The 25,050-nt window shown below is 72.4% G+C and carries 23 protein-coding genes; 3 read left to right on the forward strand and 20 right to left on the reverse strand.

The annotated features are described in order from the left end of the window. Positions 1-49: 49 nt before the first annotated feature. From QT196_RS07440 to QT196_RS07450, 3 genes are all read right to left on the reverse strand, one after another. Positions 50-1,750 carry an NAD(P)/FAD-dependent oxidoreductase gene (locus QT196_RS07440; RefSeq protein WP_168478176.1) on the reverse strand — a complete coding sequence of 567 codons (1,701 nt, stop codon included), beginning with the start codon at positions 1,748-1,750 and terminating at the stop codon, positions 50-52. A gap of 98 nt (positions 1,751-1,848) precedes the next feature. After that, entirely contained in the window at positions 1,849-2,664 is an 816-nt protein-coding gene (locus tag QT196_RS07445) for a carbon-nitrogen hydrolase family protein (RefSeq protein WP_266736176.1), read from the reverse strand. 237 nt (positions 2,665-2,901) lie between these two features. Further along, positions 2,902-3,837, reverse strand: coding sequence for a LysR family transcriptional regulator (locus QT196_RS07450; RefSeq protein ID WP_168478178.1), 936 nt, complete (start codon positions 3,835-3,837; stop codon positions 2,902-2,904). A gap of 54 nt (positions 3,838-3,891) precedes the next feature. Between QT196_RS07450 and QT196_RS07455 the strand changes: the two genes are divergently transcribed. Continuing rightward, the gene (locus tag QT196_RS07455) at positions 3,892-5,340 is read left to right on the forward strand and encodes an MFS transporter (protein WP_290354644.1); all 1,449 of its coding nucleotides are present in this window, start codon (positions 3,892-3,894) and stop codon (positions 5,338-5,340) included. A gap of 24 nt (positions 5,341-5,364) precedes the next feature. Here the strand turns inward: QT196_RS07455 and QT196_RS07460 are convergent, their stop codons facing one another. The 7 genes from QT196_RS07460 to rpe all read right to left on the reverse strand — a co-directional run bounded on the left by QT196_RS07460 (position 5,365) and on the right by rpe (position 12,350). Continuing rightward, entirely contained in the window at positions 5,365-5,820 is a 456-nt protein-coding gene (locus QT196_RS07460; protein ID WP_030076492.1) for an Lrp/AsnC family transcriptional regulator, read from the reverse strand. Positions 5,821-5,830: 10 nt separating this feature from the next. Further along, positions 5,831-7,303 carry an amino acid permease gene (locus QT196_RS07465; RefSeq protein ID WP_168483621.1) on the reverse strand — a complete coding sequence of 491 codons (1,473 nt, stop codon included), beginning with the start codon at positions 7,301-7,303 and terminating at the stop codon, positions 5,831-5,833. 383 nt (positions 7,304-7,686) lie between these two features. Beyond that, the gene (locus QT196_RS07470; protein WP_168478180.1) at positions 7,687-9,150 is read right to left on the reverse strand and encodes a GuaB1 family IMP dehydrogenase-related protein; all 1,464 of its coding nucleotides are present in this window, start codon (positions 9,148-9,150) and stop codon (positions 7,687-7,689) included. Positions 9,151-9,327: 177 nt separating this feature from the next. After that, entirely contained in the window at positions 9,328-9,771 is a 444-nt protein-coding gene (locus QT196_RS07475; RefSeq protein ID WP_168478181.1) for a barstar family protein, read from the reverse strand. After that, complete coding sequence (locus QT196_RS07480) at positions 9,768-10,235, reverse strand: ribonuclease domain-containing protein (RefSeq protein WP_290354645.1); 468 nt, start codon at positions 10,233-10,235, stop codon at positions 9,768-9,770. Before QT196_RS07480 ends, QT196_RS07475 begins: the two co-directional genes overlap by 4 nt. 194 nt (positions 10,236-10,429) lie before the next feature. Beyond that, positions 10,430-11,446, reverse strand: a complete 1,017-nt coding sequence (locus QT196_RS07485; RefSeq protein WP_042156821.1) for a sugar-binding domain-containing protein — start codon at positions 11,444-11,446, stop codon at positions 10,430-10,432. A 220-nt stretch (positions 11,447-11,666) separates the two neighbouring features. After that, positions 11,667-12,350, reverse strand: a complete 684-nt coding sequence (gene rpe, locus QT196_RS07490; RefSeq protein WP_168478183.1) for a ribulose-phosphate 3-epimerase — start codon at positions 12,348-12,350, stop codon at positions 11,667-11,669. Between the two features lie 148 nt (positions 12,351-12,498). Between rpe and QT196_RS07495 the strand changes: the two genes are divergently transcribed. Beyond that, entirely contained in the window at positions 12,499-12,894 is a 396-nt protein-coding gene (locus QT196_RS07495; RefSeq protein WP_168478184.1) for a DUF6193 family natural product biosynthesis protein, read from the forward strand. 69 nt (positions 12,895-12,963) lie between these two features. Here QT196_RS07495 and QT196_RS07500 read toward each other — a convergent pair whose 3' ends face one another. Both QT196_RS07500 and fmt read right to left on the reverse strand, forming a co-directional pair. Then, positions 12,964-14,397: a transcription antitermination factor NusB gene (locus tag QT196_RS07500; RefSeq protein WP_266736166.1), complete on the reverse strand. Its 1,434-nt coding sequence runs from the start codon at positions 14,395-14,397 to the stop codon at positions 12,964-12,966. Positions 14,398-14,599: 202 nt separating this feature from the next. Beyond that, complete coding sequence (gene fmt / locus QT196_RS07505) at positions 14,600-15,544, reverse strand: methionyl-tRNA formyltransferase (RefSeq protein ID WP_168478186.1); 945 nt, start codon at positions 15,542-15,544, stop codon at positions 14,600-14,602. Between the two features lie 252 nt (positions 15,545-15,796). Here fmt and QT196_RS07510 point away from each other — a divergent pair, with 252 nt between their 5' ends. Beyond that, positions 15,797-16,351, forward strand: coding sequence for a hypothetical protein (locus QT196_RS07510; RefSeq protein WP_168478187.1), 555 nt, complete (start codon positions 15,797-15,799; stop codon positions 16,349-16,351). Positions 16,352-16,476: 125 nt separating this feature from the next. On the opposite strand, the gene QT196_RS07515 is transcribed toward QT196_RS07510, so the two are convergent. From QT196_RS07515 to QT196_RS07550, 8 genes are all read right to left on the reverse strand, one after another. Further along, entirely contained in the window at positions 16,477-18,615 is a 2,139-nt protein-coding gene (locus tag QT196_RS07515) for a primosomal protein N' (protein WP_266736163.1), read from the reverse strand. 112 nt (positions 18,616-18,727) lie between these two features. Next, the gene (metK, locus tag QT196_RS07520) at positions 18,728-19,936 is read right to left on the reverse strand and encodes a methionine adenosyltransferase (RefSeq protein WP_085924519.1); all 1,209 of its coding nucleotides are present in this window, start codon (positions 19,934-19,936) and stop codon (positions 18,728-18,730) included. 252 nt (positions 19,937-20,188) lie between these two features. Next, positions 20,189-21,424 (reverse strand): bifunctional phosphopantothenoylcysteine decarboxylase/phosphopantothenate--cysteine ligase CoaBC, encoded by a 1,236-nt coding sequence (gene coaBC / locus QT196_RS07525; protein ID WP_168478189.1) that lies wholly within the window; start codon positions 21,422-21,424, stop codon positions 20,189-20,191. Positions 21,425-21,524: 100 nt separating this feature from the next. Further along, positions 21,525-21,797 (reverse strand): DNA-directed RNA polymerase subunit omega, encoded by a 273-nt coding sequence (gene rpoZ / locus QT196_RS07530; RefSeq protein WP_005319902.1) that lies wholly within the window; start codon positions 21,795-21,797, stop codon positions 21,525-21,527. Between the two features lie 71 nt (positions 21,798-21,868). Further along, complete coding sequence (gene gmk, locus QT196_RS07535) at positions 21,869-22,489, reverse strand: guanylate kinase (RefSeq protein WP_085924520.1); 621 nt, start codon at positions 22,487-22,489, stop codon at positions 21,869-21,871. 38 nt (positions 22,490-22,527) lie between these two features. Continuing rightward, the gene (locus tag QT196_RS07540) at positions 22,528-22,851 is read right to left on the reverse strand and encodes an integration host factor (RefSeq protein WP_006607450.1); all 324 of its coding nucleotides are present in this window, start codon (positions 22,849-22,851) and stop codon (positions 22,528-22,530) included. A gap of 215 nt (positions 22,852-23,066) precedes the next feature. After that, positions 23,067-23,924 carry an orotidine-5'-phosphate decarboxylase gene (gene pyrF / locus QT196_RS07545; protein WP_168478190.1) on the reverse strand — a complete coding sequence of 286 codons (858 nt, stop codon included), beginning with the start codon at positions 23,922-23,924 and terminating at the stop codon, positions 23,067-23,069. Then, the gene (locus QT196_RS07550; protein ID WP_168478191.1) at positions 23,921-25,030 is read right to left on the reverse strand and encodes a quinone-dependent dihydroorotate dehydrogenase; all 1,110 of its coding nucleotides are present in this window, start codon (positions 25,028-25,030) and stop codon (positions 23,921-23,923) included. The genes pyrF and QT196_RS07550 overlap by 4 nt, the downstream gene beginning before the upstream one ends. Between the last annotated feature and the right edge of the window lie 20 nt (positions 25,031-25,050).

Below are 25,050 nucleotides of genomic sequence, written 5' to 3' on the forward strand. Positions count from 1 at the left end.
AGGAGTGGATCACCGGGGTGACCCACTCCTGCCATACGCCCTGGTCGCCCTAGTCCTCCGGCAGTTCCACCGGGGCGATCTCGTCGTAGACATCGCCCGGGCCCGGGTTGGTGGCGTCCGTCGTGCCGCCGAAGTGGTGCATGACGCCCCACACCGCGTTCAGTGCGGTCTGTACGGCGCCCTCGGCCCAGCCGGCCGTCCAGGAGATGTCGTCGCCGGCGAGGAACAGGCCGCGCTTGTCCTCGGGGAGGCGGTCCTGCATGAAGTGCGTGAACAGGCGGCGCTGGTAGCGGTAGTGGCCGGGCAGGTTCGCCTTGAAGGCGCCCATGAAGTAGGGCTCGTTCTCCCAGGAGACGGTGACCGGGTTGCCGATGATGTGCTTGCGGATGTCGACCTTCGGATAGATCTCCGAGAGCGACTTCAGCATGACCTCCATCCGCTCGTTCGCCTCCAGCGGCAGCCACTTGAGGCTGTCGTCGCACCAGGTGTAGGAGAGGCAGATGACGGCGGGTTCGTCCGGGCCGTTGTCGAGCAGGTAGGTGCCGCGGGTCATCCGGTCGGTCAGCGTCATCGACATGACGTCCCGGCCGGTGTCCTCGTCCTTGTCGAGCCAGAAGGGCCGGTCGACGGGGACGAAGAGCTTGCTGGACTCCATGTAGTGGGTGCGCTCCATCGCCGTCCAGTGGTCGATGGGGAAGAGCGAGTCATCGCAGGCGATCTTGCTCAGCAGCATCCAGGACTGCGCGGTGAAGACGGCGGCCTCGTAGGTGCGGATGTCGCCGTGGGCGTCGGTGACGGTGATGCGGTTGCCGGCGGTGCGGTTCAGGCGGGTGACCGCGGGCCGGGGCGTACCGTCGTGCAGCGACGACAGCGAGGTGCCCGGCGCCCAGTGCACGATCTTCGCCGGCTCGCGCTCCCACAGGCGCAGCGGCAGCTGCTGGCTGCCGCCGACGATGCCGCGGTGGTGGTCGTCGGCCTCGGTGTAGACGACCCGCAGGATCTCCAGGATGGAGTTGGGGAAGTCGGTGTCCCAGCCGCCGGTGCCGAAGCCGACCTGGCCGAAGATCTCGCGGTGGCGGAAGGACTTGAAGGCCGTCGAGTCGCAGAGGTAGCCGTAGAAGGTCTGGTTGTCGAGCTTCTCGACGAGCCGGGACCAGATCTCGCGGATGCGCGGGACATCGCGCTCGCGGATCGCCTGGTTCATGTCGGAGAAGTCCGCGCCCTCTTCCAGGCAGGCGTTCCAGGCGTTCATGACCTGGTGGTAGACCTCGGGGAGGTCCTCGACGGTACGGGCGTAGTGCGACTCGCCCTTGAGGTCGACGACGGTCGAGGGGGTGTCCGCGGCCAGCGGGTTGGGGAACGGCGTGGTCTCCAGGCCCACCAGGTCGATGTAGTGCTGGAGCGCCGTGGAGGACGGCGGGAAGCGCATCGCGCCCATCTCGGCGGTCAGGCCCGCGGCGTCGGCCGGAGTGCCCTCGAAGCCGACGGTCCGCAGCCGGCCGCCTATTCGGTCCGCCTCGTAGACGACGGGCTTGAGGCCCATCTTCATCAGCTCGTAGGCGGTGATGATGCCGGAGAGGCCGCCGCCGATGACCGCGACCTCCTTGCCGTGCTCGGTCGCGGGAACCTGGCCGAGGCCCGCCGGGTGGGCGAGGAAGTCGTCGTAGGCGTACGGGAAGTCCGGGCCGAACATGGTGATCGGCGGCTGGGCATCCGCGTGGTGGGCGGCGGTGGGCACCGTGGACGTCATGGGGGACGGGCTCCTTGCAGACAGGGCACAGCAGGCAGGGCAGTGCAGGCCGGGTGGGCCGGCCTGCGGCGGATCGGGAGGGGGAAGGCGGGGTCAGGTCACGTCAGCGGGCCGTACAGCTCGGGCCGGCGGTCGTGCAGATAGGGGTTGCCCGCCCGGGATTCCTTGAGGAACGCGGGGTCGACATCGGCCCGGACCAGTTCCTCGCCGCGGCCGGCGCGGGTGCGGACCACCCCGTCCGGGCCGGCCAGGCAGCTGAGGCCGACGAACTCGAACTCGCCCTCCGCGCCGACCCGGTTGACGTACGCGACATACATCTGGTTCTCGAAGGCGCGGACCGGGATGACGGACTCGGCGACGAACTGGAAGGGGTGCATCTGCGCGGTGGGCACCAGCAGCAGATCGGTGCCGGCCAGCGCATGGGCCCGGACGTTCTCCGGGAATTCCACGTCGTAGCAGATCAGCAGACCGATCCGGAGTCCGGCCAGCTCGGCCTGGACGACGGCCCGCTCCCCCGGGGTGAACCATTCCTGCTCGAAGCAGCCGAAGAGGTGGGTCTTGCGGTAGTTGGCGAGGCGCTCGCCGGTGGGGCCGATGAGCTGTGCCGAGTTGTACACCGCGGTGCTGTCGGCCTCGTCCTGCGCGGCGCGCTCGGGGTAGCCGTAGAGCACCGCGATGCCGTGCTCGGCGGCGATCTTCCCGATGGCCTGCGCGCTGTCGCCGCCGGCGGTCTCCGCGAGGCGGTGGACGTCGCCGCCGATGGCGTAGCCGGTGAGGAAGAGCTCGGGGCAGGCGAGCAGTCCGGCGCCGGTGGCCGCCGCCGCGCGGGCCGCGTCCTCGATCACCCGCAGATTGTGCGCGACATCGCCGGGCCGGCCCGAACTCTGGAGCAGGGCGGTGTGCAGCGACGTCATGGGACCCCTCGGCGGGACGGTGCAGGCGGACGCCTTGACGGTACGGGCCGCCGGTGATCCGGGACAAGGCGCCACCGTTGCGCGCCGATGGACGATTCATTGCGCGTTCAAGGGACTGTGCGGTGATTCGTTGCGCCGGTGCCGGTGCGGCCCGGCCGGGGCACCGGGAACGGCCGGCGGCTGCCCCCGGGAGGTCCGCATCACCTGACCAGCGGCGATCCACCGCGCCGGGCGGCTTCAGACCTCGTCGGGCGCCGCGTCCCGCAGGCTCTCCAGCGCCGTTTCCCGTACCAGCCCGCGCAGCCAGCGGTGTCCCGCGTCGGCCTCCTGGCGCGGGTGCCAGGCCATTTCCATGGTCATCGGCGGCAGTTCGAGCGGGATCGGCAGCATGCGCAGGCCCAGGCCGCGGACCGTGGCCACTCCGGCCCGCTCGTTGGTCAGGCCCACCGCGTCGCTGTCGCGGATCATCATCAGCGATGCGGCGAAGGTCGGGACGGTGGCGATCACCTTGCGCCGCAGTCCGCGGGCGGCGAGCGCCGCGTCGACCGGCCCGGTCAGCCGGCCGCGGCGGGAGAAGTTGAGGTGGGAGGCGTCGGCGAAGCGGCGCGCGGTGAGTTTCCCGGTGGTCAGCGGGTGGCCTTCGCGCACCACCGCGACGCTGCGGTCGACGAAGAGCTCCTCCCTGCGGATCTCCGGCTCACGGCTGTCGATGACGCCGATCTCCAGGTCAGCGGCGCCGTCCCGCAGCAGCGGCACATCGATATGACTCTCGCCGAGGAAGCGCAGTACGACCTGCGGCGCCTCCTCGGCGACGCGGGCGACCAGGCGCGGCCCGAGGGAGGTGACGAAGAGGTCGTTGGCGTTGATGGTGAACACCCGGGCCAGCTGGGCCGGGTCGGCGGGCGCGGACGGGGCCAGGACGCCGTGGGCCGCCTCCACCAACCGGCGCACCTCGGCCCTGATTTCCAGGGCGCGCGGGGTGGGCACCATATGGCGGCCGGCGCGCACCAGGACGGGGTCGCCGATCGTGCGGCGGATGCGGCCGAGGGCGCGGCTCATGGCCGGTCCGGAGAGGCCGAGCCGGTCGGCGGCCGCGGTCACACTCTGCTCTTCGAGCAGGGCGTCCAGCGCCGTCAGCAGGTTGAGGTCGATATTTGCGTTTCGCGCAATCATGGAGTGCACCCCTTGCATTTGAGGTCAACTGGACGGGACTTTAGCGTCCCGGTCATGACCTCCACCGTTTCCCCTCCGGACTCCCCTCCCACGGCCGTCGGCCGCTCCGCCCGGCGGCGCTCGGTGACGGCCGCGATGTGCGCCTGTGTGCTGGTGGCGCAGTCGCTGGTGGCCGCGATGAATCTGGCGATACCCAAGATCGCCGCAAGCGCTCTGCACCCCTCCCCCGCCCAGCTGTTGTGGATCGTCGACACCTATGTGCTCGTCTTCGCGGGGCTGCTGATCCCGGCCGGGGCGCTCGGCGACCGGGTGGGCCGCAAGGGGGTGCTGCTCACCGGGCTGGGCGTGTTCGCGGCGGGCGCGCTGCTGTGCGCGCCCGCGGCCTCGCTGCCGGTGCTGCTGGCGGGCCGGGCCCTCTCGGGCGCGGGCGCCGCGCTCCTGGTCCCCGCGACCATGTCCGTACTCCTGCACACCGCGCCGCCCGACCGCCGGGCCGGGGCCGTCGCCGCGTGGAGCACGGCGGTCGGTATCGGCGGGCTGGCGGGCAATGCGGGCGGCGCGCTGATCCTGCAATTCCTGCCGTGGCAGGGGCTGTTCTGGGCGTATGTGCCGCTCGCCCTGGCCCTGCTGGCCTGGGTGGCGACGGCCGCGCCCCGGATCCCCCGGCAGACCGCGACGCTCGATCTGCCGGGCTCGGCGCTGCTGGTCCTCGGGGCGGCGGCGCTGCTCTTCGGCATCATCGAGGGCCCGGGGCGCGGCTGGACCTCGGCCACGGTGACCGGCGCCTTCGCCCTGGCGCTGGTGGTGTTCGCGCTGTTCGTCCGGCACGGGCTGCGGGCCGCGCACCCGGTGCTGGACCCCCGGCTGTTCCGGCTGCCGCGGCTGCTCGCCGGGAGCCTCGGGATCGCCGTCACCTTCTTCGGGATGTTCGCGCTCTTCTACGTCAACGCCCAGTTCCTCCAGTACGTGAAGGCGTACTCGCCGCTCCAGACGGGCTGCGCCATCGCGCCCCTGGCCCTCGGGATGATGGCGGTGACGAAGTACGGCATGCGCTGGGCGCAGCGGGCCGGCGAGGCCAGGGCGGTCGGTGCGGGACTGGCGCTGATCGCGGCCGGTCTGCTGCTGCTCGCCACCGCGGACGCCCGCACGCCGTACCTCTGGTACCTGGCGTTTTTGCTGGTGCTGGCGGCCGGTGCGGGGCTGGCGATGCCGACGCTGTCGCATGCGATCGTGGCGTCCGTACCGGCCCACCGCTCCGGGATGGGGTCCGGACTCCAGGGCGCGGCGCGGGAGTTGGGCGCGGCGCTGGGGATCGCCGTCGTGGGCACCGTACTGTCGGTGCGCTTCGCCGCGGGGACCGGGCACGGCGCCACGGCGGTCACCGCGTTCGCCGACGCCACGGCGCTGGGCTACCGGATCGCGGCGGGGGTGGTGCTGGTGGCGGGCTGCGCCGTGGTGTGGGGTCTGCGGGCCGGGACCCGGGCCGGGCGCGGCGGGGCGTGAGCGGCACGCCCGCCGGCCACCGGCTCAGCCCGGCGCACCCGAGCTGTAGCGCCGCAGCAGCGGGGAGAGCACCAGCACGGACTTCGTCCGCTCCACGAACGGCTCGCCCGCGATCCGCTCCAGCACCCGTTCGAAGTGCCGCATGTCGGAGGCGAAGACCTGGACGACGGCGTCCGCCTCACCGGTGACGGTGGAGGCGGACGCCACTTCCGGGTAGCGCGACAGGCCGCGGTGGATCGCCTCGGGCGAGGTGTTGCGGCGGCAGTAGATCTCGATGAACCCCTCGGTCTCCCAGCCGAGCGCGGCCGGATCGACCCGTACGGTGAATCCGGTGATCGCGCCGTCCGCCCGCAGCCGGTCCACCCGGCGTTTGACGGCCGGTGCGGACAGCCCGACCTCCTGGCCGATGTCGGCATAGCTGCGGCGGGCGTCCTCGGCGAGGGCGTGGACGATGCGTTCGTCGAGATCGTTCAGTCGCACTGCGGGTGGATCACTTCTCTGCGGTGGCCAATCGGGAGCGGCGCATGCCGTATCCGAAGTAGACCACAAGGCCCACGGCCATCCAGACACCGAAGACCACCCAGGTCACGGCGCCGAGGCTGCCCATCATGTAGACGCACAGCACAAAGCCGATCGCCGGGAAGAGCGGCGAGAGCGGGGTGCGGAAGCTGCGCGGCATGTCGGGCCGGGTGCGGCGCAGCACGATCACCGCGATGTTGACCAGCCCGAAGGCGAACAGGGTGCCGATGCTGGTGGCGTCGGCCAGCTCGCCCAGCGGCACCGCCGCGGCGAGCACCCCGCAGAACAGCGAGACGATGACGGTGTTGGCACGCGGCGCACCGCTCTTCGGGTGCACCTTGGAGAACACCTTGGGCACCAGGCCGTCCCGGGACATCGCGAACAGGATGCGGGTCTGGCCGTAGAGGACGGTCAGCACGACGCTGGCGATGGCGATGACGGCGCCGAAGGCGAGCAGCACGGCCCACCAGCTCTGACCGGTGACGTCCTTCATGATCCCGGCCAGCGCGGCCTCCGAGCCCTCGAACTTCTGCCAGGGCATCGCGCCCACGGCGATGGCCGCGACCAGGCAGTACAGCGCCGTGACGATCACCAGCGAGAGCATGATCGCGCGCGGCAGGTCGCGCTGCGGGTCCTTGGCCTCCTCACCGGCGGTGGAGGCGGCGTCGAAGCCGATGTACGAGAAGAACAGGGTCGCGCCGGCGGCGCTGACGCCCGCCATGCCCATCGGCATGAAGTTCGCGTAGTTGCCGGACCGCACGCCCTGGATGGCGACACCGCAGAACAGCAGCAGCGCGGCGATCTTGACGGCGACCATGATCGTGTTGGCGCGGGCGCTCTCCTTGGCGCCGCCCAGCAGGAACACCATCGCGAGCATCACGACCAGGAGGGCCGGCAGGTTGAAGACACCGCCGTCACCGGGCGGCTGGGACAGCGCGTCCGGGATGGTGAAGCCGAAGACGCCGCTGAGCAGCTCGTTCAGATACTGGCCCCAGCCGACGGCGACGGCCGCGACCGAGACGCCGTACTCCAGGATCAGGCACCAGCCGCAGACCCAGGCGACCAGCTCACCGAGGGTGGCGTAGGCGTAGGAGTACGACGATCCGGAGACCGGGATGCTGCCGGCCAGCTCCGCGTAGGACAGTGCGGAGAACAGCGCGGTGACCCCGGCGATCACGAAGGCGAGGATGACCGCGGGCCCGGCGTCCGGGACGGCCTCGCCGAGGACCACGAAGATGCCGGTGCCGAGCGTGGCGCCAATGCTGATCATGGTCAGCTGCCACATGCCCATCGAGCGGCGGAGCGTTCCCCCCTCGCCCTTGCCGCCCTCGGCGACCAGCCGCTCGACGGGCTTGCGCCGCATCAGCCGAGTGGCCAGGCCCCCTGACGAGGGGGGCCGGGGGTCGCTGTCCCCTGCGGGCGGGGCTGCGCCGTGCTCCAACACTGGGGTGGCTCCTTTATCGCTGCCGATCAGATGACGGGTACGGATGACGGCGACCGGCAGCGGTCGGTACAAGGGCATGCCGAAGCACACCCGCAGCAGGAGACCGCCGAGCAGGCGGTCTCCGCCACTCCACGTACAGCGCTTGACCTTACGGCCCGCCGCTGACCTGCCGTAATGCAGGTTCTTTGCGCAACAGTGCACGATCGTTGCGCACCGGCGCGGCGGGCGGTCGTTCGTTGCGCGCCAGGTTCCGATCGTACGGGTTCCCACACGTGACACCGACCGGGGCCCCTGGTTCCACTTACCCGAACGGCCCCGCACCGAGTCGGTGCGGGGCCGTTGGGCGGCGGCTACGACGGCCGGTGAGCGGCCGTCGTGACGCGTCAGTTCCAGCTGTCGTGCAGCGGCTTCCCCTCGGCGTAACCGGCGGCGCTCTGCACACCGACCACGGCCTTCTCGGCGAACTCGGCCAGGGAGGCCGCGCCCGCGTAGGTGCAGGAGCTGCGGACGCCCGCGATGATCGAGTCGATCAGGTCCTCGACGCCGGGGCGCGCCTGGTCGACGAACATCCGCGAGGTGGAGATGCCCTCCTCGAAGAGCCCCTTGCGGGCCCGGTCGTAGGCCGACTCGTCGCTCGTACGGTTGCGCACCGCACGGGCCGAGGCCATCCCGAAGCTCTCCTTGTACGGCCGGCCGTCGGCGGTGTGCTGGAGATCACCGGGCGATTCGAGGGTGCCCGCGAACCAGGAGCCGATCATGACGTTGGACGCGCCCGCGGCCAGCGCCATGGCGACATCGCGGGGGTGGCGGATACCGCCGTCGGCCCAGACGTGCTTGCCGAACTTCTTCGCCTCGGCGGCGCACTCCAGCACCGCGGAGAACTGCGGCCGGCCGACACCGGTCATCATCCGGGTGGTGCACATCGCGCCCGGTCCGACGCCGACCTTGATGATGTCCGCGCCGGCCTCGATCAGATCGCGGACGCCCTCGGCGGCGACGATGTTGCCCGCCACGATCGGGACCTGCGGGTCCAGCGCCCGGACCGCCTTGATCGCGCTGATCATCGACTCCTGGTGACCGTGCGCGGTGTCCACGACGAGGGTGTCCACACCGGCCGCGAGCAGGGCCTTGGCCCGCCCGGCCACATCGCCGTTGATGCCGACGGCGGCCGCGATCCGCAGCTTCCCCTCGGCGTCGGTGGCGGGGGTGTACAGGGTGGCGCGGAGCGCGCCCTTACGGGTGAGGATGCCCATCAGCATGCCGTCCGCGTCGACCGCGGGCGCCAGCTTGCGGTTGGCGGCGTCGAGGCGGTTGAAGGCGTCCCGCGGGTCGATGTCCGCGTCCAGGACCAGCAGGTCCCGGGACATGACCTCGGCCACCTGGGTGAAGCGGTCCACCCCGGCCAGGTCGTGCTCGGTGACGACGCCGACCGGGCGGCCGCCCTCGACGACGATGCCCGCGCCGTGCGCCCGCTTGGGCAGCAGCGCCAAGGCGTCGGCCACGGTCGCGACCGGGGACAGCACGATCGGCGTGTCCAGGACCAGATGACGGCGCTTGACCCAGGTCACGACGTCGGTGACGACATCGAGCGGGATGTCCTGCGGAATGACGACCAGGCCACCGCGGCGGGCCACGGTCTCCGCCATCCGGCGGCCGGCGATCGCCGTCATGTTGGCGACCACGAGCGGGATGGTGGTCCCGGTCCCGTCGTGCGAGCTCAGGTCCACGGCCTGGCGGGAGCCGACGGCGGAGCGTCCGGGCACCATGAACACATCGTCGTAGGTCAGGTCGTAGGGCACCGAAGAACTCTCTTCGAGCGCGCCGTTCTTCGGATTCAGGAATCGCATATGGCCAGGATACGGGCCCTGACCAGGGGTCATATGATTGTCCGAGCGCTTCGTCGGGCGTGTGTGCGATCCCCCAAGGGGCCTCGCGGCGCCCGGTGCGTCCCTGCCGCGCGGGGATGTTCCGCTTGAGCGGCGGACCGCATGGCATCGCCGCTGGTCGGGCCGCCGCGGCCGCCGCTACGCGCCCTGCCGGGCCCGCCCCCTGGCCATGATCACGGCCAGTCCGGCGTCCGTGTCACGCCAGTAACCCACCGCGTCCGCCAGCACTCCCTCGACGATGCTCCACTCGTCGGGCGCCGCGGCCGCGTACCCCTGCCAGCCCGTCACCACGAGCAGCCGGCCGCAGCCGGCCGGGCACCAGGACAGATCGGTGAGGCAGTCGGCGAGCGCGTCCCAGTTGCGGCCGAACCACTCCGGCAGCCGCAGCGCGCGGGCGCACCGCTCCATGAAGGCGGCCTTGTCCGCGACCCCGTCGAGATCCAGGGACGCACCGGTCCAGCCGGCGTCCCGGGCGGCGCCCAGCGCGTCCGCCACCGCGCGCTCCGCGGGCCAGGGCAGCACCCCCGGGGGCGTACTGCCGTCGAGCACCGCGGCGAGCGGCCGGGGTACGGGAGCCGTCATCGGAGCACCGCCTTGAAGGACCGGTAGTGATCTTCGGTGTAGTACGTCTCATGGCTGAGGCCGGTGACCAGCCGGCGGGCGCCGCGGTCCGGTGCGCCCGGCGTGGGAACGGTGTACTCGTGGTAGTGGCCGCGCGGCTGACGGGGCAGCAGCCGCTCCCGGTTGCCGAACACCGTCCCGTCCTGGGCGTACGGGAAGGGACCGCCGGCGTCGATGAGGCGCAGGGTGTCCCGGGCCTGCGAAGGCAGCTCGCCGACCGGCACGACCGGCATGCCCTGCGCCCAGTCCGGTACACCGGAAGCGCGGGGCGTACCGTCGACGGCCGTCGCGGTGGACCGCGGCGCCGCCGGCGAACTCCCGTTGGCGCCACCGCCCATGGAGCACCCGGTCAGCACCAGGAGCAGCCCGGCGAGCAGCGCGCCGAGGACGGCGGCGGCACGGCGCGGGGAGAAGCGGATCACCATGCGCCGATGCTGTCACAGGGCCGCGCAGGCTGCTCGTCGATGACCGCGGCCGGGGTGCCTGCCGGGGGGGCGCGGTCCCGGGCTTACGCGGGCCGCTCGGCGCCGGGTCCGGCTCCGTGTCCGGCCCCGGCGTACATCACGCACCGCGACCGGCTCCGGCGTACGTCACGCCCCGGCTCCGGCTCCGGCCTGCGTCACGCCCCGTCAGGGTCCGCCCGGTCCAGTGCGGGGCGCGGCCCCGGGCCGGTCTCCAACAGCAGATGGTCGGCGGCCGCGGTGTCCGTGACCAGGCTCGTCACCAGCCCGGAGCGCAGCACCGCACCGATCGCGGCGGCCTTGCGCCGGCCGCCCGCGATGGCGACGACCTCCGGGATACGGCGCAGCCGGTCCGCCTCGACGGTGATGCACCGCTCGCCGAGGTCCCGGCCGATCCGCCGCCCCTCGGCGTCGAAGAGGTGCGCCGACATCTCGGCGGCGGCACCCAGCGAGGCGTAGTGCTCCCGCTCCTGGTCCGTCAGCATGTCGTAGACGGTCGAGACGCCCGGCTCCCAGGAGCCGATGGAGACACAGGCGACGGTGACCTTGTCGAAGTAGTCGAAGGCGCGGGCGATGCCGGTCTGGCGGCGCAGCGCCTCAGCCGTCGCCGAGTCGGGCAGCAGCATCGGCGCGTAGATCGGGTGCGCCTCGCCGCCGGCGACATCGGCCGCGCGGCGGACCGCCTCGACGGAGCCGCGGTCGGCGGTCCCCGCGTCGTAGACACCGGTCAACTGCACGACGGTGCACGGCGGGAGGCGGTGCAGCGCGGCGGCCATGTGAATGGTCGACCGGCCCCAGGCCAGGCCCAGCACATCGCCCTCGGCGACCAGCTCACCCAGCAGGTCGGCCGCGACCTCGCCGAGGTTCTCCGGGTCGGCGGCGTCCTCGGGCGGGGTCTGGCCGCCGAAGGCGGGGGGAGCGTCGGCGGGCGACTCGACGACCACCGCGTGCCGCAGGCCGTAGCGGGCCCGCAGGGCGTCGGAGCGTTCGGCGTCCAGCTCGGAGGGCACCCGGATCTCGATGCGTACGAGATCACGCTCCAGCGCCGTCTCCAGCACCCGCGCGACCTTGAACCGGCTGACGCCGAATTCCTCCGCGATCTGAATCTTCGACTTGCCCTCAAGATAGAAACGGCGGGCCATGGCCGCGGCCTGCACCAGCTCGGCAGGGCCCATTCCGGACTGTGGGCGGCTGGCTACCACGAAATTCTCCCCTTTTGCGCATCTGATCGAGTCTTTGCTCATCCTTTCAGAAACCCGGCGGCAACGGGGACCATCAGCGCCCCGACCCTCATGAACGCTCGGTGGCGCCCCGCACGAGGGGCGGCGCGGCCGTGCCACGAGGAGATTCCGGTGGCCGGAATGGACCGGTCCGCCCGCGCCCCCGCTCGGGAATTCAGTGCGCGCAGCCCCAGCCCGCCGCCGCGGTCGCCGTCTCGGCCTTCTCGCGCAGGTCTCGGACCGCCTTCGCCGGATCGTCCGCGCCGTATACCGCGGAGCCCGCGACGAACACGTCCGCGCCCGCCTCGGCGCACCGCTCAATGGTGTCCGCCGAGACCCCGCCGTCCACCTGAAGCGCCAGCTGAAGGCCGTGCCGGGAGATCAGCTCACGGGTGCGGCGGATCTTCGGCAGCATGATGTCCAGGAAGGCCTGGCCACCGAAGCCGGGCTCCACGGTCATGATCAGCAGCATGTCGAGCTCGGGCAGCAGATCCTCGTACGGCTCGATCGGCGTGGCCGGCTTCAGCGCCATCGACGCCCGCGCCCCCTTGGCCCGGATCTCCCGCGCCAGCCGCACCGGCGCGGCCGCCGCCTCCACATGAAAGGTCACGGAACCGGCCCCGGCCTCGATGTACCGGGGCGCCCAGCGGTCCGGGTCCTCGATCATCAGATGCAGATCGAGTGGGGTGTCCGTCGCCTTGCTCAGCGACTCGACCACCGGCACACCAAGGGTCAGATTCGGTACGAAGTGGTTGTCCATGACGTCGACGTGCAGCCAGTCGGCGCCCTCCACCGCCTTCGCCTCCTCGGCGAGCCGAGCGAAGTCCGCGGACAGAATGCTGGGGTTGATCAAGGCCATGCCCCCAGTATGGCCTGCTGGCCGAAGGCCGGAGGAGGCGGGACGGATACCGGGCGGACGGGGCGGCCGCGGAGGCGTGGACAGCACACTGGGACAAGATCGACGGCAACCTCTGCCGACCGACCACACGCCCACAACGGGAGCACGGATGACCCAAGGCAGCACCGCATCACAGGCGCCCGATGACGTGGCGAGCAAATGGCACACGGTACGCGGGGCGAGCGAAGGTCGTCTCATCCACGCCGCGGTCGAAGCCGCCTACGCCCACCCGCTGCTCCGCGCCCTCTTTCCCCTCATCAGCCACGGGTCGCTGCACTTCAGCCGCTGCACCGCGTTCCCCTGGACGAACGACGTGCCGTCCGTGTACCCGCGCTCCGGCGGAGGCTTCCGGGTGGTCCGGATGAACGAACCCGTCGGCTCAAGCCGTCAGATGGTCGGCGACGCGGACTCGGCCGAAGAGGCCGTCGCGCTGGTCGTCGCCCACCTTCCGCCCGGCTGCGGCCCCGCCGTAGACGGCACCGCTGACGACCTCCACCAGCCCTGATCCCCCGTCGCCCGCTCGCGCCTTCTTCCGCCTTCCGCGACGGACGCCGCAAAGGCCGCGCGGCCGCTGTCAGGCCGTCCGGCGCAGCAGGGCCAAGTACATCGCGTCCGTGCCGTGCAGATGGGGCCACAGCTGGACGTCCGGGCCGTCGCCGAGGGCCGGGACGCCGGGCATCAGGGGGCGGGCGTCGATCCACTCCGTCGCGAACGGTTCGCCGCCCCGGCCCTTGAGGACGTCGTCCACGACGGCGCGGGTCTCGGCCGGATGCGGTGAGCAGGTCGCGTAGCCGACGACGCCGCCGACCCGGACCGCCGCGAGCGCCTGCCGGAGCAGTTCGCGCTGGAGGGGGGCGAAGCCGTCGAGGTCCTCGGGGCGGCGGCGCCAGCGGGCCTCCGGGCGGCGGCGCAGCGCGCCCAGGCCGGTGCACGGCACGTCCACCAGGACCCGGTCGAAGGCGCCGGGCCGCCAGGCGGGGCGGGTGCCGTCGGCCGCGATGACCGCGTACGGGCCGGGGTTGCCCTCCAGCGCCCGGGCCACCAGACGGGCGCGGTGCGGCTGCTTCTCCGACGCCAGCAGGGCGGCGCCGCGCTGCGCGGCGAGCGCCGCCAGCAGCGCCGCCTTGCCGCCGGGGCCGGCGCAGCCGTCGAGCCAGGCGCGGTCCGTGCCCTCGACGGGCGCGTTCGCCAGCGCCAGGGCAACGAGCTGGCTGCCCTCGTCCTGCACCCCGGCACGCCCCTCGCGCACCGGGTCCAGGGCGCCCGGCTCACCGCCTTCCGCGAGCCGCACCGCGTACGGGGACCAGCGCCCGGGGAGCGCGCTCTCCTCGCCGGCCACCGTCAGCAGTTCCTCGGCGGTGCTCCGGCCGGGCCGGGCGACCAAGGTCACCTCGGGGCGCTCGTTGTCCGCTTCCAGCAGGTCCTCGATGCCGGCCCGACCGCCGCCGAGCGCGTCCCACAGGGCCGAGACGATCCAGCGGGGGTGCGCGTGCACAAGGCCGAGGTGGTCCTCGGGGTCCTTGTCGTACTCCGGGGCGACCCGCTCCAGCCAGCCGTCCAGGTCATGGGCCGCGACCTTGCGCAGTACGGCGTTGACGAACTTCGCCCGGCCGTCGCCGAGCACCACCCGCGCCAGTTCGACGCTGGCGCTGACCGCGGCGTGGCTGGGGATGCGGGTGCCGAGCAGCTGGTGCGCCCCGAGCGTCAGCACGTCCAGGACCGGGGGGTCCACCTCGCGCAGCGGCCGGTCCACACACTCCGCGATGATCGCGTCATACGTGCCCTGCCGGCGCAGCGTGCCGTACACCAGCTCCGTCGCCAGCGCCGCGTCCCGGGCGTCGAAGTCCCCGCCCTCGCGCGCCTTGCGCAGCAGGGGCGGCAGGACCAGATTCGCGTAGGCGTCGCGCTCGTCGACGGCCCGCAGCGCCTCGAACGCGAGGATCCTGACCGGGTCCTTCTGCGGGCGGCGATAGGGCTTGCTGGGGCGACGGCCTGGCTGCTGACTCACAGAAAAGGTGCTCCGGATACGAGATGAGGGCTTCCTCCCAGCCTACGCGGACCTGGTGGCGGCGCCGGGAGAGGGACGGGGTGTGCGGCAGGCGACGGCGCGTTGCGCTCGGGCGGGCCCCTCGGGAATACCGGCCCGCCCCCGCCACGTTGTGGCCCGCAGGGGGCGCCGGCATCCCCTACGGGATGTGTTCGCCCACCCCCTAGGCGCTGTCCCCCAGCCGCTCCCCGCCCTCGATGCGCACCCCGCGCGCCCAGTCGGCGGCCTTCATCGGCTTCTTGCCCTGCGGCTGGACCCAGATGAGTTCCACGGGGTGGCTGCCCGTGCCGACGTGCACCGCCTTCTTGGTGACGGCGAGTTCGCCGGGCGCCAGGCCCAACTCCGCGTGGTCCACGGCCGGGGCGGCCGACATCAGCTTGAGGCGCTCACCGCGGAAGACCGTCCAGGCGCCGGGCGCGGGCGCGCAGCCGCGGATCACCCGGTCGACCCGCAGTGCGGGCGCCGCCCAGTCCACCTTGGCGTCCTCGACCTCGATCTTCGGGGCGAGCGTGACGCCCTCGGCCGGCTGCGGCACCGCCTGGAGCGTGCCGTCCTCGATGCCGTCCATCGTCGCCACCAGCAGCCCGGAACCGGCGAACGCCAGCCGGGTCAGCAGATCGCCACTGGTATCGGTCGACCGGACCTCCTCGGTGAGCACCCCGAAGACCGGGCCGGAGTCCAGGCCGGTCTCGATCTGGAAGGTCGAGGCGCCGGTCACCTCGTCCCCCGCGAGCACCGCGTGCTGCACGGGCGCCGCGCCCCGCCAGGCGGGCAGCAGCGAGAAGTGCAGATTGACCCACCCCTTGGCGGGAATGTCGAGCGCGGACTTCGGCAGCAGCGCACCGTAGGCGACCACCGGGCAGCAGTCCGGCGCGATCTCCCGCAGCCGGGCCAGGAAGTCCTCGTCGCGCGGCTTGGCGGGCTTGAGCACCTCGATGCCCGCCTCCTCCGCGCGCTCCGCGACGGGGCTGGCGACCAGCTTCCGGCCGCGTCCGGCGGGGGCGTCGGGCCGGGTCACCACGGCCACGACCTCGTGCCGGTCCGAGGCGATCAGGGCATCGAGGGCGGGTACGGCGACCTCGGGGGTGCCGGCGAAGACAAGCCTCATGGGTGGCGAACTACCTCTCACACGCAGCGGAACGACGCACCAGTCTATGGGTCCGGCACGCGGGCCACGGGAGACGGTTCCAGGGGGCGTACATGAATTCCCGCGCCTCGTGGGAAAGCTCGTACGCCCCCATACCGTGACCAGAGCCGCTGCTGTCGCGTTGGTCAAACAGCATTGACCCGGGCCGGGCCGCTCTGGCGGCCCGCTCGTACCACATCCTTCCTATTTCACGCCGGTTCGAGAGGCTTGCTCATGGCCGACCACGCAACCCACGACGCCCAGGCGCGCGCCAGCCTGCATCTCCTGGTGCGGGACATCGAGCGGGTGCGCCGGCAGGTGGACGCACTGCGCACGCTGACCGCTCAGCTCGGCAACGTCTACCGGCCCCGGCGCACGGGCCCTTCCGCGGGCTTCGTCGTCTACGGACGCGCGCCCGCTCCGACGGTGCGCCTCGCCCAGGAACTGCGGGACAGCGTCGAAACCCTTGTCACAGCCGCGGTCGACTTCGACCGTTCGCTGGGATTCTCGTGGGACGCGGTGGGCTCGGCGCTCGGCGTCACCAAACAGGCGGTACACCGTCGTTACGGTGCCCGCAGAGCCGCGGCCCAGCCCGCCGCGGAGACCAACGGCGCCGAGCCGGCGGTGCGTTCGCCCGAGACCACCGCGACCCGTGCGGTGACCGTGGCCGCGGGACTGCCCGGTGCGCCGTCCGTCCCGGCCGCCCGGTCCATGCCCGCCCAGCCCTCCGCGGCCGCCCGCGACGAACCGGCCCGGCCGGGCGCCTTCCCCGGCCCCCGCAACGGCTGAACCACCCGCGACACCGGGCGCCTTCGCCCCCACGCCGCTCGCCAACGCCCCGGGACGCCGCCTCGGTCCCGGGGCGGCGCCATGTCCGGGGCGGGGACGCACCGACGGCCCGCCCGGGCGGACGCTCACCCCAGATCGGGCGGATCGATCCGGACCCGTACGGCCTCCCCCTCCCGCTTGACCAGCCGGGCCGCACGGGCGGCCTTGAGCGCGGCGGCGAGGGCCGCGCCCTGGCCGGGGCGGACCCGGACCAGCGCACGCTCCCACTGCTCGCCCGGCGGCGGGTCGCCCGGCCGGCGCGGGCGGGCGGGGTCCGGCACCGGAAGGGGTACGGGGCCCAACACCTCGGCGCCCGCGGGGAGTTCGGCGGATCCCAACAGCTCGGTGACATCGTCGGCGCGGCCGGCCACGGCAGCCATCCGCGACACCGGCGGAAAGCCCAGCTCGGCCCGCTCGGCCAGCTCACGGACCGCATGGCCGACCGGATCCCAGCGCACCAGTGCCTGCACCGGCCGCAGCGTCGGCTCCGCGATCACCGCGACCGTGCCGCCCGCCGCCTGGCCGCGGACCAATGCGGCGGCGCCCAGCCAGCGGCGCAGCGCCTCCTCGCCCGCCCGCAGGTCCGGCCGCCCCAGCAGCGCCCAGCCGTCCAGCAGCAACGCGGCCGCATACCCGTCACCCTCGGCCACCGGCTCCGCGCCCGGGGTGCTCACCACGAGCGCGGGGGCACCCGGCACCGTGGCCAGCACATGGTCCCGCCCCGAGGTCCGCACCGGCACCGCCGGGAACACCCGGCCCAGCTCCTCCGCCGTTCGCCGCGCCCCCACGATCTGCGCCCGCAGCCGCGCGCCGCCGCACTCGGAGCAGTGCCAGTCCGGCTCCGGGCGGCCGCACCACGCACAGCACAGCTCGCCGGCGTCCTGCGCCTCCAGCGGGCCCGCGCAGGACCGGCAGCGCGCGGGGGTACGGCACCGTTCGCACGCCAGCCGGGGCGCGTATCCCCGGCGCGGGACCTGGATGAGCACCGGTCCGCGCCGGAGGCCGTCCCGCACCACCTGCCAGGCCATCGACGGCAGCCGGGCGGCCCGCGCGGCGGCGTCCCGCGCCTCGTCGCCGTCGCCGACCGTACGCACCAGGGGCGCCGCGGCCCGGACCTGTTCGCGCTCGGCGGTCAGCGCGCGCGCCCAGCCCGTCTCGACCAGCTGGGCCGCCTCGACCGTGCAGCTCAGCCCGCCCAGCAGAAATCCCGCCCGCTCATGGACCGACCGCTGGATGAGGACCTCACGGGCATGGGGCTGCGGCGCATGCGGATCGCTGTGGCTGGCGTCCCCGTCGTCCCAGAGGGCGACCAGGCCCAGGTCGGCGACCGGTGCGAACATCGCCGCCCGGGTCCCCACCACGGCGCGCACCGCGCCCCGGCTGACCGCCAGCCAGCGACGGTAGCGCTCCTCGGGCCCGGCGTCGGCGGTCAGCAGCACATGCCGGCCCTCTCCGATCAGCTCGCCGAGGGCCGCGTCCACCCGCGCCGCGGCCCGCCCGTCCGGCACCACCACCAGCGCGCCGCGGCCGCCCGCCAGCGCCGCGGCCGCCGCCCGCGCCAGCTCCTGCGGCCAGGTCGGCCCGGGCAGCGCCGTCCACACCGCCCGCGGCGCGTCCCCCCGGGTGAGCGCGGCCAGAAACCCGGCGCCGGCGCCGTAGCGCTCCCAACTTCCCGGTTCCGGGGGCGGGTTGGGCGGCAGCGGGGCGGGCGAGGGCTTGGCCTCCGCGCGCGCCCGTCGGGGCGGCACCGCCAGCTGCACCACATCGGCGAGCGTCCCGGCATAGCGGTCCGCGACCGACCGGCACAGCGCCAGCAGCTCCGGCGTCAGCACCCGCTCGGACGACAGCACCTGCGCGACCGGGGCGAGCACCCCCCGGTAGTCGCTCTCCGCGACCCGCTCCACGATGAAGCCGCTGACCAGCTTGCCGCCCTCGCGCCGGCCGCCCTTCTCCCCCGCCCCGAAGCGCACCCGGACCCGGACGCCGGGCTGCGCCTCGTGATCCATCGCCGCCGGGACCGCGTAGTCGAAATACCGGTCGAGGTGCACCAGCCCCTTGTCGACCAGCACCCGCGCCACCGGCAGCTCGGCCGCCAGCTCGGCCCCCCGCCAGGTCCGCGGCTTCGCCCGCTCTGCCTTGGTCTCCCGCACGGCCTCCCGGATGAGGGCCAACTGCTCGCCCGCATCCGCCGCCCCCGCCTCCGGTCGCCCGTTCTCCCTGCTCACAGCATCAGTCTTAGCAGACCGCACGGACAGTGCCCGGCGGGCTGTGGACAGCCGACGGCCCCGGACCGCTCGGCGGTCCGGGGCCGTGGCACTCACACGGGCGCTACGGGACTTACAGCCCCGCGGCCTGCTTCAGCGCCTCCACGCGGTCCGTGCGCTCCCAGGTGAAGTCCTCCAGCTCACGGCCGAAGTGGCCGTAGGCGGCGGTCTCCGCGTAGATGGGACGGAGCAGGTCGAGGTCGCGGATGATGGCCGCCGGGCGGAGGTCGAAGACCTCGCCGATGGCCTGCTCGATCTTGTCGGTGTCGACCGTGGCGGTGCCGAAGGTCTCGACGAAGAGACCGACCGGCTCGGCCTTGCCGATCGCGTAGGCGACCTGGACCTCGCAGCGGGCCGCGAGGCCGGCCGCGACGACGTTCTTGGCGACCCAGCGCATCGCGTAGGCGGCCGAGCGGTCGACCTTGGACGGGTCCTTGCCGGAGAAGGCGCCGCCACCGTGGCGAGCCATGCCGCCGTAGGTGTCGATGATGATCTTGCGACCGGTGAGGCCGGCGTCACCCATGGGGCCGCCGATCTCGAAGCGCCCGGTCGGGTTGACCAGCAGACGGTAGCCCTCGGTGTCCAGCTTGATGCCGTCCTCGACCAGCTGGTTCAGGACGTGCTCGACGACGAACTCGCGGATGTCGGGCGCGAGCAGCGAGTCCAGGTCGATGTCGCTGGCGTGCTGCGAGGAGACCACGACGGTGTCGAGGCGGACGGCCTTGTGGCCGTCGTACTCGATGGTGACCTGGGTCTTGCCGTCGGGACGGAGGTAGGGGATGGTCCCGTTCTTGCGGACCTCGGACAGGCGGCGGGAGAGCCGGTGCGCGAGGTTGATCGGGAGCGGCATCAGCTCCGGCGTCTCGTCGCAGGCGTAGCCGAACATCAGGCCCTGGTCGCCGGCGCCCTGCTTGTCCAGCTCGTCGTCATCGCCCTCGACACGGTTCTCGTACGCGGTGTCGACACCCTGGGCAATGTCCGGGGACTGCGCGCCGATGGACACCGAGACGCCGCAGGAAGCGCCGTCGAAGCCCTTCTTGGACGAGTCGTACCCGATGTCCAGGATCTTGTTGCGGACGAGGTTGGGGATGTCGGCGTACGCCTTCGTCGTCACCTCGCCGGCCACATGCACCAGGCCGGTGGTGATCAGCGTCTCCACGGCGACCCGGGACGTCGGGTCTTCCTTGAGGAGAGCGTCGAGGATGGTGTCGCTGATCTGGTCAGCGATCTTGTCGGGGTGTCCCTCGGTGACGGATTCCGAGGTGAAAAGGCGGCGGGACACATCGCTCCCTGGGGTTGCAGCGGCTGCTGGCTGATCATTGGCGGACGGGCCGAGAGCTGCGCTCGGCCCGATCCACTCGCCAGTTTATCGGTCGGATGCGGCGTTCGGGCACACGGTCTCGATTTATGGACCCCCCGTGACCTGGGACACCGCGACTTACGCTAGGACGATCACCTTGAGAATCTTCCGGGTCAAGGGGACATGCCCGATTTTGCAGGGCTGACGGAGTGATTCCGGGGCCGCTGCGGCGCTTCAGCGACGAGTCTCGGCCAGGCGGGGTGCGACCAGGTCCCAGACCGTGTCGGCCAGGGTTTCTTTGGGCCCGTACGGCACCGGGGTCTCGGTTCCGTCGGCCGCGAGGATCACCGCTTCGTTCTCCGCCGAGCCGAACGCCTTGTGCTCGCCGACCTCATTGACGACGAGCAGGTCACAGCCCTTGCGGGCGAGCTTGGCGCGTCCGTTGGCGAGCACGTCGTCGGTCTCCGCGGCGAAGCCGACCACGAGCTGGCCGGGGTGGGCCCGCTCGGCGGAGAGCTCGGCGAGGATGTCCGGATTTCGCACCAAGGCGATGGGTTCCGGCTCCTGGCCCTCGACCTTCTTGATCTTGCCGGAGGCGTAGACGGCGGGACGGAAATCGGCGACGGCGGCGGCCATGACCACCACGTCGGCATCCGCGGCGGCCTTCACCATCTCCTCACGGAGCCGGCGGGCCGTATCGATCGGGAGCACGTCCACACCGGCCGGATCGGGCAGCTCGGTGTTGCCGGCGACCAGGGTGACCCGGGCGCCGCGGGCCACCGCCGTACGGGCGAGCGCGTAGCCCTGCTTGCCGGAGGAGCGATTGCCCAGGTAGCGGACGGGATCCAGCGGCTCGCGGGTGCCGCCCGCGCTGATCACGACATGGCGCCCGGCGAGATCCTGCTCGCTCGCGCGGGCACCGCGGGCCAGCACCCGGCGGCAGAACGCGAAGATCTCGGCCGGGTCAGGGAAGCGGCCCTTGCCGGTGTCGACACCGGTCAGCCGGCCGACCGCGGGTTCGATCACCAGCGCGCCGCGGCGGCGCAGGGTGGCGACGTTCTCCTGGGTGGCGGGGTTCTCCCACATCTCGGTGTGCATCGCGGGCGCGAAGATCACCGGACAGCGGGCGGTGAGCAGCGTGTTCGTCAGCAGATCGTCGGCGAGGCCGTGCGCGGCCTTGGCCATCAGGTCGGCGGTGGCGGGCGCGACCACGACGAGATCGGCGGCCTGGCCGATACGGACGTGCGGGACCTCGTGGACGGACTCCCAGACCTCGGTGCCGGCCGGGTTGCCGGACAGCGCCGACCAGGTGGCCTCCCCGACGAAGTGCAGCGCCGAAGCCGTCGGCACCACCCGTACGTCGTGTCCGGACTCGGTCAGCCGCCGCAGCAGTTCGCACGCCTTGTACGCGGCGATCCCGCCGCTGACCCCCAGGACGACCCTGGGCCGCTCCCGCTCCCGCTTGTCCATCGCTTCGCCGCTCCCCGGGCTAGGTCCCTACGTATGCCCCTATGACACACCAAGGGCCCGGCGGATGCTCCGCCGGGCCCTTGCTGTGTCGCTGTGCTGCTTACTGGGCGGGGCCCTCGATGGCCTCCGAGGTCAGCAGACCCGCGTTGATCTCGCGGAGCGCGATCGAGAGGGGCTTCTCGTGGACGTGCGTGTCCACGAGGGGGCCGACGTACTCGAGCAGGCCCTCGCCGAGCTGCGAGTAGTACGCGTTGATCTGGCGTGCACGCTTGGCGGCGTAGATCACCAGGCTGTACTTCGAATCGGTGGCCTCGAGAAGCTCATCAATGGGCGGGTTGATGATGCCCTCGGGTGCAGTAATGGAAGAGGACACTCTCTACCTTCCGAAGGGGGATGAAGCGGGGGTGTTACGCAAAGTCTTGGACGGTCCGGGGAGCTGCGCGGTCAGCCGCTGGTGTTCCGGTCCCCGGAGCGATTCAGCATCAAGGCTAGCAGCTCGCGGCTGACGTCCTCGACGGAGGTGTTGACAAGCGTCACATCGAACTCTTTCTCCGCTGCCAGCTCGACCCTGGCGGCGGCCAGCCGGCGCTCGATGACCTCCGGCGCCTCGGTGCCCCGTCCGGTGAGCCGGCGGACCAGCTCGTCCCAGCTCGGCGGGGCCAGGAAGACCAGCTCGGCCTCCGCCATGGACGCGCGGACCTGGCGGGCACCCTGAAGATCGATCTCCAGCAGGACGGGCTCCCCGGCCGCCAGCCGGTCCAGCACCGCCTTGCGGGGGGTGCCGTAGCGGTTGCCCGCGAACTCAGCCCATTCGAGCAGCTCACCGTTGGCGATGAGCTTGTCGAACTCCTCGTCCTCGACGAAGAAGTAATGGATGCCGTGCCGCTCCCCGGGCCGCGGCTTACGGGTGGTGGCCGAGACCGACAGCCAGACCTCGGGGTGGACCTTGCGCATATGCGCGACGACCGTGCTCTTGCCGACCCCGGAGGGGCCGGAGAGCACGGTCAGCCGCGGCTGTCTGGCCGGGGGCGCGGGGGTCGTCCCCCGGGAGACGTCAGAACTCATGCAGCGATTATTCCAGCTTCCCGGTGATGCCGGAAAATTCAGGAAGCGGTGCTGCCGAACTCGCGCTCCAGCGACGCGATCTGGTTGGAGCCAAGTCCCCGGACTCGGCGGCTCTCGGAGATTCCGAGCCGTTCCATGATCTGCTTGGCGCGGACCTTGCCGACGCCCGGCAGGGACTCCAAGAGGGCGGAGACCTTCATCTTGCCGATGACGTCGTTCTCCTGGCCCTGCTTGATGACCTCATGGAGGGAAGCACCGGAGTGCTTGAGCCGATTCTTGACCTCGGCGCGCTCCCGGCGAGCCGCGGCGGCCTTCTCGAGCGCGGCTGCGCGCTGTTCAGGGGTAAGGGGCGGAAGAGCCACGCCTACGTCACCTCGGATGTCGAACTGTCGGATACGGACCAGTGTGGAACCTAGTCACCCCACACGTGCGGAGCAACGAGCAACGCGCTTACGTGCAGTGCTCTCGACGGAGACTAGCGGCAGAGTGCGCCGGAGTCAGCGAGAACAAGCGAAAAGTCCTGGTCAGACTCTGCTGACCAGGACATTTCGGGACCAAACTCCCCGCCTTTCGGGCGTCAGGCGAGCGCGGTGCGCACTTCGTCGGCGAATCGGTCCGCCGCCGCGCGCAGCGCCGCGGGGTCCGGACCGTGCCGCAGCACCCCCCGGCTGACGCTCGGGACGACGTTGTGCGCGGCGTTTCCGAAGACCTTCGGCAGGTCGGCGGGCGTGGCGCCCTGCGCGCCGATGCCGGGGGCGAGCAGCGGACCGTTGATCGCCAGATCGAACGAGGAGAGATCGCCGAGCGTGGCGCCGACGACCGCGCCGAAGGAACCCAGCGGTTCGGCTCCGGCGTTTTCGGCGGCAAGATGGCCGAGCATCGTCGCCGCGAGGGTGCTGCCGTCCTCCCGCACCGCCCGCTGGACCTCCGCGCCCTCCGGGTTGGAGGTGAGGGCGAGCACGAAGAGTCCGGCGCCGCTCTCGCGGGCCAGGTCGACGGCCGGCCGGAGCGAGCCGTAGCCGAGGTACGGGGAGACCGTCAGCGCGTCCGAGAACAGCGGGGAGTCCGGGCGCAGGAAGGTCTCGGCGTAGGCGGCCATGGTGGAGCCGATGTCGCCGCGCTTGGCGTCCATCAGGACCAGGGCGCCGCGTTCGCGCGCCTCGACGACGGCGGTCTCCAGGACGGCCAGGCCGCGCGAGCCGAAGCGCTCGAAGAACGCGGACTGCGGCTTGAAGACGGCGACCGTCTCGCCGAGGGCCTCCACGACGGTGCGGGTGAAGCGGGCCAGGCCCGCGACATCGTCGTTCAGGCCCCAGTCGGCCAGCAGCGAGGCATGCGGGTCGATCCCGACGCAGAGCGGGCCGCGCTCGTCCATGGCCTGCCGCAGGCGCGCGCCGAAGGGGGCGGCCGGCGGGTGGGCGGCTTCCCGGGTCATCCGGTCACCTTCTTGTGCTCGGCGCCGACCGCGTCGGCGAGGGTGGCGTAGGGGCTGTTGCGCAGGCGGGCGGCCAGCCCCTTGTGGATCGCGCGGCACCAGAACGGGCCCTGGTAGATGAAGGCGCTGTAGCCCTGGACCAGGGTGGCGCCGGCCAGGATGCGCTGCCAGGCGTCCTCGGCGTCCTCGATGCCGCCGACGCCGATGAGGGTGATGGTGTCGCCGACGCGGGCGTAGAGGCGGCGCAGGACCTCCAGGGAGCGCTCCTTGACGGGCGCGCCGGACAGTCCGCCGGTCTCGGCGATCAGCTTCGGGTCGGAGGTCAGCCCGAGGCCGTCGCGGGCGATGGTGGTGTTGGTGGCGATGATGCCGTCCAGGCCGAGCTCGACGGCGAGGTCGGCGACCGCGTCCACGTCCGCGTCGGCGAGATCCGGGGCGATCTTGACCAGCAGCGGGACCCGGCGGTCGGTGACCGTACGGTCGGCGGCCTCGCGGACCGCGGTCAGCAGCGGGCGCAGATGCTCGACGGCCTGGAGGTTGCGCAGCCCCGGGGTGTTCGGGGAGGAGACATTGACGACCAGGTAGTCGGCGTGCGGGGCGAGCCGCTCGGTGGAGGTGACGTAGTCCGCGGTCGCTTCGGCCTCGGGTACGACCTTGGTCTTGCCGATGTTGACGCCGACGGTGGCCGGGAACACCGGGTTACGGGCCGCCAGACGGGCCGCCACGGACGCGGAGCCGTCGTTGTTGAAGCCCATCCGGTTGATCAGCGCGCGGTCCGGTACGAGCCGGAACAGGCGCTTTTTGGGGTTGCCGGGCTGCGGCTGCGCGGTGACCGTGCCGATCTCGACGTGGTCGAAGCCGAGCATGGTCATTCCGTCGATGGCGACGGCGTTCTTGTCGAAGCCGGCGGCCAGGCCGAAGGGGCCGTGCATCCGGCGGCCCAGGGCCTCGGTGCGCAGTTCCTTGTAGCGGGGCGCGAGGGCGGCCGCGAGGAAGGTGCGCAGCACGGGGAGGCGCACGGCCAGCTGGATCCAGCGGAAGGCCAGGTGGTGGGCCTTCTCGGGGTCCATGCGCTGGAAGATCAGTGGGAAGAAGAGGCGGTACATCGTCGGGTGGTGCCTTCCGC

Origin of the sequence: Streptomyces sp. P9-2B-2, from assembly GCF_030406865.1 — a bacterium.
Classification (GTDB): domain Bacteria; phylum Actinomycetota; class Actinomycetes; order Streptomycetales; family Streptomycetaceae; genus Streptomyces; species Streptomyces platensis.